At 68.0% G+C, this 8437-nt stretch carries 12 protein-coding genes and 1 pseudogene; 5 read left to right on the top strand and 8 right to left on the bottom strand.

The window, feature by feature from the left end:
• The 5 genes from VHK87_RS00640 to VHK87_RS00660 form a co-directional block, all read right to left on the bottom strand.
• Positions 1-626: 3-hydroxyacyl-CoA dehydrogenase NAD-binding domain-containing protein (locus VHK87_RS00640; RefSeq protein WP_329632964.1), on the bottom strand; the 626-nt coding region annotated here is incomplete at its 3' end.
• A 152-nt stretch (positions 627-778) separates the two neighbouring features.
• Positions 779-1447: a hypothetical protein gene (locus tag VHK87_RS00645; protein ID WP_329632965.1), complete on the bottom strand. Its 669-nt coding sequence runs from the start codon at positions 1445-1447 to the stop codon at positions 779-781.
• A gap of 301 nt (positions 1448-1748) precedes the next feature.
• Positions 1749-2084: a DUF6481 family protein gene (locus tag VHK87_RS00650; RefSeq protein WP_329632966.1), complete on the bottom strand. Its 336-nt coding sequence runs from the start codon at positions 2082-2084 to the stop codon at positions 1749-1751.
• Positions 2085-2200: 116 nt separating this feature from the next.
• Positions 2201-3145 carry an electron transfer flavoprotein subunit alpha/FixB family protein gene (locus tag VHK87_RS00655; protein ID WP_329632967.1) on the bottom strand — a complete coding sequence of 315 codons (945 nt, stop codon included), beginning with the start codon at positions 3143-3145 and terminating at the stop codon, positions 2201-2203.
• Positions 3145-3894 carry an electron transfer flavoprotein subunit beta/FixA family protein gene (locus VHK87_RS00660; RefSeq protein ID WP_329632968.1) on the bottom strand — a complete coding sequence of 250 codons (750 nt, stop codon included), beginning with the start codon at positions 3892-3894 and terminating at the stop codon, positions 3145-3147. The genes VHK87_RS00655 and VHK87_RS00660 overlap by 1 nt, the downstream gene beginning before the upstream one ends.
• 150 nt (positions 3895-4044) lie before the next feature.
• On the opposite strand from VHK87_RS00660, the gene VHK87_RS00665 reads away from it, so the two are divergent.
• Entirely contained in the window at positions 4045-4323 is a 279-nt protein-coding gene (locus VHK87_RS00665) for a hypothetical protein (RefSeq protein WP_329632969.1), read from the top strand.
• Here the strand turns inward: VHK87_RS00665 and VHK87_RS00670 are convergent.
• Both VHK87_RS00670 and VHK87_RS00675 read right to left on the bottom strand, forming a co-directional pair.
• The gene (locus tag VHK87_RS00670; RefSeq protein ID WP_329632970.1) at positions 4320-4895 is read right to left on the bottom strand and encodes a cob(I)yrinic acid a,c-diamide adenosyltransferase; all 576 of its coding nucleotides are present in this window, start codon (positions 4893-4895) and stop codon (positions 4320-4322) included. The genes VHK87_RS00665 and VHK87_RS00670 overlap by 4 nt on opposite strands.
• Entirely contained in the window at positions 4895-5098 is a 204-nt protein-coding gene (locus VHK87_RS00675) for a twin transmembrane helix small protein (RefSeq protein WP_329632971.1), read from the bottom strand. Before VHK87_RS00675 ends, VHK87_RS00670 begins: the two co-directional genes overlap by 1 nt.
• Positions 5099-5491: 393 nt before the next feature.
• Here VHK87_RS00675 and VHK87_RS00680 point away from each other — a divergent pair, with 393 nt between their 5' ends.
• Positions 5492-6136: a TetR/AcrR family transcriptional regulator gene (locus VHK87_RS00680; RefSeq protein ID WP_329632972.1), complete on the top strand. Its 645-nt coding sequence runs from the start codon at positions 5492-5494 to the stop codon at positions 6134-6136.
• 92 nt (positions 6137-6228) lie between these two features.
• The gene (locus VHK87_RS00685) at positions 6229-6852 is read left to right on the top strand and encodes a TetR/AcrR family transcriptional regulator (RefSeq protein ID WP_329632973.1); all 624 of its coding nucleotides are present in this window, start codon (positions 6229-6231) and stop codon (positions 6850-6852) included.
• A 4-nt stretch (positions 6853-6856) separates the two neighbouring features.
• Here VHK87_RS00685 and VHK87_RS00690 read toward each other — a convergent pair whose 3' ends face one another.
• Positions 6857-7258, bottom strand: coding sequence for a PaaI family thioesterase (locus VHK87_RS00690; protein ID WP_329632974.1), 402 nt, complete (start codon positions 7256-7258; stop codon positions 6857-6859).
• Positions 7259-7329: 71 nt separating this feature from the next.
• Between VHK87_RS00690 and VHK87_RS00695 the strand changes: the two genes are divergently transcribed.
• Positions 7330-7956: a glutathione S-transferase gene (locus VHK87_RS00695; protein WP_329632975.1), complete on the top strand. Its 627-nt coding sequence runs from the start codon at positions 7330-7332 to the stop codon at positions 7954-7956.
• 59 nt (positions 7957-8015) lie between these two features.
• Positions 8016-8437: pseudogene (locus tag VHK87_RS00700) on the top strand (glycosyl transferase family 1); the annotation flags it as partial.

The raw sequence follows: 8437 nt of genomic DNA on the forward strand, positions 1-8437 counted from the left end.
ACGCCCTCGTAGAGGGTGTAGATCGCCTCGTTGATCATCGGCACCAGGATCCGGTTGACGATGAAGGCCGGGAAGTCCTCGGCGTTGGCGGTGGTCTTGCCCAGCGACTTGGCGAAGTTGACCGCCGCCTCGTAGGTCACCGCGTCGGTGGCGATGCCGCGGATGATCTCCACGAGGTTCATCAGCGGCACGGGGTTCATGAAGTGCAGGCCGATGAACCGTTCGGGCCGGTCGGTGGCCGAGGCCAGCCGGGTGATCGAGATCGACGAGGTGTTGGAGGCCAAGAGGGTGTTCGGCGCCAGGTGCGGGGCCAGCGCCTTGAAGATAGTCTTCTTGACCTCTTCGTCCTCGGTGGCGGCCTCGATGGCCAGGTCCGCCTGGCCGATGGCCTGCAGCTCGTCGGCGGCCTTGATGCGGGCCAGGCCCGTCTTCATCGCTTCGTCGCCGATGATGCCGCGCGCCACCTGGCGGCTCATGTTGCGCTCGATCTGTGAGAGGCTGGCCTTGATCCTGTCGGGGCTCACGTCGTGGAGAAGCACATCGTAGCCGCCCAGGGCACACACATGGGCGATCCCCGAACCCATCTGACCGGCGCCGATGACGCCGACCGACCTGATCTGAACCATGCCAACAGCCTTATGATGCAGGCGCGAAGAGCCGTGCGCCCGTCGTATTATCCAAATGTTGTAGCACGGAGGGCGCGCAGGGCCGCAAGCGTTTTGCTGCGCCGCAGCGAGACATGGTGAAGCTTCCGTGACGAGAAAGCCTCAGGGCGGCGCTAGGCGGGAAACGAAGCGGTCCCGGCGGGCGCCTCGTCCGGATGCAAGGTGGTGATCGCCGACAGGTGGCGCGAGCAGGCGATGTGAGCGGCGGGGACGTCGAACCCCCCGCGGTCCGGCTCCATGTGCTCGGAGTAGGCGACTGAAGGCGCGAGGGCGAACCGCTGCGCCAGCGCCGGTCCGTCGATCCGGCACGCGGCGCGAAGGTAACGATCCACCTGCAGCGTCACCAGCACGCCGCTCCTGCGCATCTCGGCCTCGATCGGCTGAAGGTCCTCACAGGTGGCGAGGCGGCTCGGGTCTTCGTCATAGTCGCGTTGGGCCGCCTGCCAACGTCGGTACTCCACCGGCGTGTCGCCGGCGAGTTGTTGCGCCTCGACCCGGGATCTGACGCCGCGTGTGGCGAACGCGGCCGCGGCGCTCAGGCAGAGCACGAGGATGGCGGCAGCGGGCCAGAACGCAGATGCGACCGGTTCGGGTGCGGCGTCTCCGCTCAACCTGAAACCAGCGCCCAGCACGACGACGAACCCGGCCGCCACGCCTGCTGCGCAAAGTCCAAACCCGATCAGACCCAAGGCGGGAGCGGGCGAGACGGCCTCTTTGGGCCGGAACAGCAACCAGAGTCCGACCGCGCCCAGGATCGTGCCGAGCGGCGGGGCGGGCAGCATCAGGACGGAGATGGCGCCGATCAGCCACCTGCCCCACTGGCGCGCCTGGATGAGCCCCAGCCCACCTACGGCTGCGGGTATGAACCAGGAGATCGCCAGGAGCAGGAAGAGCGGCCCGACGAAGGCGAGCGCCTGTCCGCCGCCCGGGTCGCGGGCCAGCCCGGCGCACAGCAGCGTCCCGGCCAGGAGCCCGGCGCCGCCGATCCCTAGGTGGACCCAGCCGAGGATGCGAATGCCGGAAATCTCAAAGGCCCTCCCGCCGCAACACTAACTGCGCGCGAGAGGTCCGGGATAGTGGCGGCTACTTCGAGCCGCTCCCGCGCTTTTTCGTGCCGTACATGGCCAGCAGGGCCGCGCGGGCGTTGGCGGCCTTGTTGGCGGCCTGGGCCTCGCGTTCCTTGGCTTCGGCTTCCTGGCGCTGGCGCTCGACCTCGGCCGCGGCGGCCTTCTTAGCCTCGCGGGCGGCCTGGCGCTCGGCCCGGATCCGCTCGAGTTCAGCTTGGCGCTGGGCGGCGGTGTCCACGTACGGCTTTTCGCGCGCAGCCGGCTTCGGCTTGAACTTTTCGAGCATCGCCTTCTTGGCTTCAGCCTGGGCGGCGAGGCGGTCTTCGAACGAGATCGGTTTGAAGGACTTCATGACCTAAGGGGTTGGAGGGGAACATCGGGCTCGCCCTGCCCAACGCCCCGGAGGGCGTTGGGCTTCGGCGAAGAGCCTAATTGTGAACTCGGCCCCGCTTTTGCGAGGGGGCGCGGCTATTTTCCGACCTTGGCGAGCTCGTCCATCAGTTCGGGGATGGCCGTCTTGTAGTCGGCCACAAGGCCGTAGTCGGCGACCTGGAAAATCGGCGCGTCGCCGTCCTTGTTGATCGCGACGATGATCTTGGAGTCCTTCATCCCGGCCAGGTGCTGGATGGCGCCCGAGATCCCCACGGCGACGTAGAGCTCGGGGGCGACCACCTTGCCGGTCTGGCCCACCTGGTAGTCGTTCGGGGCGTAGCCCGCGTCGACCGCGGCGCGCGAGGCGCCGACCGCCGCGCCGAGCTTGTCGGCGAGGGGCTCGATGATCCGCTGGAACTCCTCGGCCGAACCCATGGCCCGGCCGCCGGAGACGACGATCTTGGCCGCGGTCAGCTCCGGACGCTCGGACTTGACGATCTGCTGGTCGACGAAGCGGGTCTTGGCCGGCGCGCCGGCCGCCTCGATGGTCTCGATGCTCGCCGAGCCGCCTTCTTCGGCCGCCTTGAAGACGGTCGGACGGACGGTGATCACCTTCTTCGCGTCAGACGACTGGACGGTCTCCAGCGCGTTGCCGGCGTAGATCGGCCGCACGAAAGTGTTGGCGTCCACCACTTCGACGATGTCGGAGATCTGGGCCACGTCCAGCTTGGCGGCGATGCGCGGCGACAGGTTCTTGCCGGCCGAGGTGGCGGGCGTGAGGATCGCCTCGTAGTTGGCCGCCAGCGGCACGACCACGGCCTCGAAAGCCTCGGCCAGGCCTTGGCTGAGGGAGTCGCTCTCGGCCAGCAGCACCTTGCGGACGCCGGTGATCTTGGCGGCGGCTTCGGCTGCGGCGCGGGCGCCTTGGCCGGCCACCAGCACGTCCACGTCTGACGAGATGCGCAGGGCGGCGGTCACCGTCTTGTGGGTGTTGTCCCGGACGGTCGCGTTGTCGTTATCGGCGATGACGAGAACGGCCATTAGAGGACCCCCGCTTCGTTCTTCAGCTTCATGACCAGGTCGGCGGCGTTCTCGACCTTGATGCCGCCGCCGCGCTTCGGCGGCTCGGTGACCTTCAGCACCTTGAGCCGCGGGGTGGGATCCACGCCATAGGCCGCCAGTTCCTTCACATCGAGCGGCTTCTTCTTGGCCTTCATGATGTTCGGCAGGCTGGCGTAGCGCGGCTCGTTGAGGCGCAGGTCGGCGGTGATGATCGCCGGCAGGGCCAGTTCGAGGGTCTGCAGGCCGCCGTCCACTTCGCGAGTGACGCTGACCTTGTCGCCGCTGGCTTCGACTTTCGAGGCGAAGGTCGCCTGCGGCCAGTCCATCAGCGCGGCCAGCATCTGGCCGGTGGCGTTGCTGTCGTCGTCGATGGCCTGCTTGCCAAGGATGACGATCTGCGGGTTCTCTTCCGCGATCACGCCCTTGAGCGCCTTGGCCACCGCCAGCGGCTCGAGGTTGGCGTCGGTCTGCACCAGGATCGCCCGGTCGGCGCCCATGGCCAGCGCAGTCCGCAGGGTTTCCTGCGCCTGGGCCGGCCCGATCGAGACGGCGACGACCTCGGTCGCGACTCCCTTCTCCTTCAGACGCACCGCCTCCTCGACGGCGATCTCGCAGAAGGGGTTCATGGACATCTTCACATTGGCCAGGTCGACGCCCGAATTGTCGGGCTTCACCCTCGGCTTGACGTTGTAATCGATAACCCGCTTGACCGGGACCAACACCTTCATGGGTTGCTAGCGCCTCAAATTAGATCGCGGAAAGAAATGGTGGCCGCGGGCATAACGGTTTCAGCGCGAGATGCAAGACGTGCGGCGCAGGTTTGACCGCGCGCCCGTGACATCTAGGCGCCCGCGCCAAGGACGATTAGATCGCATCCTATGAACCGAAACATCGCCCGACTGATGGCCGCCTTCCTCGTGATCTTCGCCGTCGGGAGCGTCGGCTCGATCGTCTATCAGGTGATGTGGGCCAACCCGGCGGAGGCCTGTGAAAAGTCCCGCAAGTGGTGGGACGCCAAGCACCGGGTGTGCGCCACGCCGGTGCTGATCTCCGACATCACCGGACGCACCATCCAGGACAAGCAGGCCGAGGCCGCCGCCCGCGCCGCGATGGGTCGCCCGGCCCCGGCTCAGGCCCAGGCGCCGTCGCAGCCCTAGCGGGTCGCCCCGGACCTCCAGAACACTTCCGATGCGCCGCGGTCGTTGGCCCAGCGGGCGGCGACGAACAGCAGGTCCGAGAGGCGGTTGAGGTATTTCAGCGCCGCCGGGCTGACGGCTTCGCCGGCCTCCTGCAACGCGACCGCCTGGCGCTCGGCCCGGCGGCAGACGGTGCGCGCCAGGTGCAGGGCGGCGGCGGCCGCGGTCCCGCCCGGCAATACGAAGGAAGCGAGCGGGGGCAGGGGGCCGTTCAACTCGTCGATCTCCCGCTCCAGCCGCTCGACCTGGCTGTCGAGAATGCGCAGGACGCTGCCGGGGGCCTCGCCCGGGCGCTCCGGCGTCGCCAGGTCGGCGCCGAGGTCGAACAGCTCGTTCTGCACCCGGGCCAGCACTGGATCGAGCGCGCCATCGGACCCGGTGTGCAGACGGGCCAGGCCGAGCGCCGCATTGGTCTCGTCGACGGCGCCATAGGCCTCCACCCGTAGTGCGGTCTTGCTGACCATTTCCCCGGTGGCCAGCCGGGTGCGCCCGCCGTCTCCCGTGCGCGTGTAGATGCGGTTGAGGGTGACCACTAGAGGCCCCGCTCGCGCCAGAGCAGCGCGGCGACCAGCACCGCGATCGCCACCGCCTGCATCACGACGCGCAGGCGCATCAGTTTGTTCGAGTACGACCGGCCGAAGTCTCCGCCGCGGAACAGGGCGTAGATTCCCACCGCTAGGGTCGTGCCCACCGCCAGCAGGGCCGCGGGGATCAGGAAGTCGAATATCCGGTCCATCGTCGCAATCTAGGCGCTCGACCGCAGGCCCGCCACAGCCGCCAGCATCAGTCGCGCCGCGAGCGAGCTGCGCAGGCCGTCATGTTGGTTTTAGAGCAAATTTTTTGTTGAGCGCGCTCACCGAATCGGATTTGATACCCCGGTATGCCAGAAAACGACCTCAATTTAGGGGGAAGCGCACGGGACATCGGCTGTTGCGGCGATGAGACACACGGCCAAGCTTGTGTGTATCGGGTATGGCGCAGTCAACCGTGATCGCATCACGGGTTACCTGAACATGATCACCGAACGTCGCCGAGGGCGCTCGACGGCGGACGAGAGGATGTCGATACCCATGTCATTTCAAGCTCTAGCGTCGCCGGTCGGCGGCCGCCAATTTCCGGAGACCGCCCAATGAAGCACGTCGCGAACCCGATCGGCGAAACCAAGGTCAAGGGCCTCACCCGCCGGGCCATCGCCAAGCAGCAGACCCGCGCCAAGGTTCTGGCCGCCGCCCGGCGGCTGTTCAGCGAGCAGGGCTACGAAGGCGCCACCATCCGTGACATCGCCGCCGCGGCGGGCATGTCCACGGGCGCGGTGTTCGCCAACTTCACCGACAAGTCGGACCTGTTCCGCGAGATCATGATCAACGATCTCGACAATCTGGTTCAGGAGATGAGCGAGGCCGCCCAGAAGGGCCGCGGGGTGGAAGACGCCCTGCTGCGCGTCTTCACGGCCGGCTACGCCTTCTACAAGGGCCAGCTGCCGCTCGCCCGGGCGATGTTCTCGATCTCCTGGTCGCCGGTCGAAGGCAAGGCCGTCCGCAGCTTTGCGGCCGTGCAGAAGATGGTTGAGATCTTCGCTGACCAGCTGACCGCCGCTGTCGAGCGCGGCGAGCTGAGCCAGGAAGCTGACATCAAGCTGCGCAGCCAGATGCTGTTCGACATCTACCTGTCGAACTATCCGCAGGCGATCTTCGGAGGCTGGAGCCTGGAGGCGCTTCAGGCGCGCGCCAAGGACCAGATCCGCATCCTGCTCGCGGGCGCCAAGCGCGGCTGACGAAAGCGGCTCTTCGGGCGCGTTCCGGCCGCCGCGGCCGGAACGCGCTCTGAAGGCCGCACTAGGACTTGAGCGCCAGGCAGGGAGGGGCTTTGAGCGTTCGCAGCGACAAGAAGGAAGCGACGCGCCGCCGCGTGCTGGAGGCCGCGCGCGATCTCTTCGAGGCCGAGGGCTACGAGGAGACCACCGTGCGGGCGATCGCCCGGAGGGCCGGCGTCTCCGTCGGCAGCGTCTTCACCAGCTTCCCCAGCAAGCTCGACATCCTGTCCGAGGTGATGGGCGAGCGGCTAGACGAGCTCTACGAGGAGCTGGACCGGGTGAATGGGCGGCTCCGCGGCTCCACCGCCGACCGGCTGCGGTCGCTGTTCGCCCTGTTCTTCGCCTTCGAGACCCGCCGCAAACGGCTGTTCCTGGCTCACATCGCCGCCGCCTACGACTGGCGCCCCGGCGCGACGGCCAGCCCCTTCGGCCGCAACGAGCATCTGAAGCAGGTGATCCGCCAGTGCCTGGCCCGCGGCGTCGCCGCCGGCGACGTCAATCCCGCCATCGACCCCGAGGTGATCGTCGAGATGCTGCTGGCCGCCTATGCCTGGACTTACCGGCTAGCCGCCTGGAACGACGCCGACGCCGAGGCCATGAGCCGCTGCATGGACGAGCAGATCGGCCTGCTGGCCAACGGCTTCGTTCCGCGCACCCAGGTCAGCGGCCTGATCTGACCCCCTAAGCCCTCGGGTAGAGGATCATCTGGGTGCAGCGGAACAGGGCCATCAGCTTGCCCGCCGCGTCGTTCACCTCCGCATCCCAGACCTGAGTGGTCCGCCCGCCGTGGATGAGGCGCGCCTCGCAGACGACCTCGCCCGCGCGCGCGGTGCCCAGGAAGTTCGACTTCAGCTCTACTGTGGTGAAGCTGCTCGCCCCCTCCGGCAGGTTGGCGACGCAGCCGAGCCCGCAGCAGGAATCCGCCAGGGCGACGACGCTCGCCGCGTGCAGGAAGCCGTTCGGCGCCATGTGATGCTGCTGGACCGTGAAACGGCCGACGCAGCGGCCGGGACCGGCCTGATCAACCGTCAGGCCCAGGTGGTCGGGGAGGGTTCCGCCGTAGCGGTTCGGGACGTCGTTCATACCGATAGTTGGCCAGCCTTGCGCAGCGTCAGTCGAGGCGCTTACGGTGTAAGTGAAAGAGGAGGCCCGGCATGATCATCGTCCACCACCTGAACGACTCCCGCTCGCAGCGCATCCTGTGGCTGCTGGAAGAGCTTGGGCTGGACTACGAGATCAAACGCTACGCGCGCGATCCGGCGACCCGCCTGGCGCCCGCCGAACTGAAGGCGGTGCATCCGCTGGGCAAGTCACCGGTCATCAGCGACGGAGATCGGACGGTCCATGAGTCCGGGGCCATCGTCGACTACCTGATCCGCCGCCACGGCGCAGGCCGCCTGCAGCCGGATCCGGCGGGTCCCGACTACGACCGTTACGTCCAGTGGCTGCACTACGCGGAAGGCTCGGCCATGCTGCCGCTGATGCTGTTCATGTACGTCATGCGGCTGGGGGAGGCGGGCCAGCCGCTGCACCCGCGCATCGAGAGCGAGATCGCCAATCACCTCGGCTACGTCGAACAGGCGCTGGCCGGACAAGACTTCCTGCTGGGCGCCGAGCTCACCGGCGCCGACATCCAGATGAGTTTCATCGCCGAGGTGGCGGGCGCGTTCGGCAAGCTGCCGAGCTACCCCAACCTCGAGGCCTGGCTGAAGCGGCTGCAGGGCCGGCCGGCCTACCGCGCCGCGCTTGAGAAGGGCGGCGCCTACAGTTTCGTCCGCTAGCTATCCCTCCGCCCCGTTGCTATGGGGCTGGGCCCCACTGCAGCAGCGGATTGCGATCCTTGGCGCCCTCTCGTCTGGCCATCTACAACCCGTCGGCCGTCCTGGGCCTGGGGAAGAACCCGTTCGGCAAGGACGTCGCCAACATGGGCCTGTGGCGGGCGCTGGCCCAGCACGGCGGCTTCGACCAGATCGACGTGCTCGCCAACGCCAAGGTCGAGCCGGCCCGGGTGCGGGCGGCGTTGCTGGACGGCCGCCCGTCCAAGACCCACTTCAACACCTCCACCATCATGGACCAGCGCACGGCCGCCGCGGCCGGCGCGATGGTCCGCGGCAAGGCCGAGCTGGCCGACATGGCCTGGCTGCGGCGTATGTCCGTGGGCGACAAGGCCTATAGCCTGCTGGGCCTGGTCCACACCCTGGGGCCGCCGGCGATCCGCGAATACATCGCCAAGAGCGCCTTCGCCCCCACCCATCCGTGGGA

Origin of the sequence: Phenylobacterium sp., from assembly GCF_036263695.1 — a bacterium.
Lineage (GTDB): Bacteria > Pseudomonadota > Alphaproteobacteria > Caulobacterales > Caulobacteraceae > Phenylobacterium.